Source organism: Streptomyces triticirhizae, from assembly GCF_003696235.1.
Taxonomy (GTDB): Bacteria; Actinomycetota; Actinomycetes; order Streptomycetales; family Streptomycetaceae; genus Streptomyces; species Streptomyces triticirhizae.
In genome coordinates, this window is record NZ_RFFJ01000411.1 from 1 (window position 1) to 958 (window position 958).

General features: G+C 77.0%; 1 protein-coding gene. It reads left to right on the plus strand.

Translation table 11 applies throughout. The features are described 5' to 3' along the window. On the plus strand, positions 1–958 hold a 958-nt coding region (locus EBN88_RS30015; protein ID WP_147472932.1), incomplete at both ends, for a CDP-alcohol phosphatidyltransferase family protein.

The window sequence follows — 958 nt, forward strand, 5'->3', positions numbered from 1 at the left end:
GGCCGCCGGCGGCCCGCTGGCCGCCCCGCCGGAGGCCGGGCCGACGGTGGACCGGCTGGCCACGCTCCTCGCCGAGGCCGGAGCCCCGCCGCACCGCCCCGAGTTGGGCACCCTCGTCGCCGAGGTGCCGCTCGACGAGGCGGCCAGGGCCGAGGCCGCCGAGCGGGTCGCCGCCGTGGACGAGGAGGCCGTCCGGCTGCGCTCGGCCGTCAAGTCCCGCGACGGCTTCACCACCACCCACCTGGTCAGCCCCTACTCCCGCTACCTCGCCCGCTGGTGCGCCCGCCGGGGCTACACGCCCAACCAGGTCACCACCGCCTCGCTGCTCACCGCCCTGGTCGCCGCCGGCTGCGCCGCCACCGGAGAGCGCTGGGGCTTCGTCACCGCCGGCGTGCTGCTGCTGGCCTCCTTCGTGCTGGACTGCGCCGACGGCCAGTTGGCCCGCTACGCGCTCAGGTACTCCACGCTGGGCGCCTGGTTGGACGCCACCTTCGACCGCGCCAAGGAGTACGCGTTCTACGCCGGCCTCGCCCTGGGCGCCGCCCGCTCCGACGACGACGTCTGGGCCCTGGCGCTGGGCGCCATGATCCTGGGCACCTGCCGGCACATCGTGGACTTCGCGTTCAACGAGGCGCACCCGCCCAGCCCCTCGGGCGGCGCCGCCAACGCCCTGTCGGGCCGGCTCGACCGCATCGGCTGGACCGTCTGGGCCCGCCGCATGATCGTGCTGCCCATCGGTGAACGCTGGCTGCTGATCGCCGTGTTGACCGCGCTGACCACCCCCAGGACCACCCTGGTGGTGCTGCTGGTCGCCGCCGGCTTCGCCGGCTGCTACACCACCGCCGGCCGGCTGCTGCGCTCGCTCCGTTCGCGCGGCACCGCGCCCGGCGCCCCCGAGGCGCTGGCCGGCCTCGCCGACAGCGGGCCGCTCGCCCTGGCCGCCGCCCGCGTCCCGCTG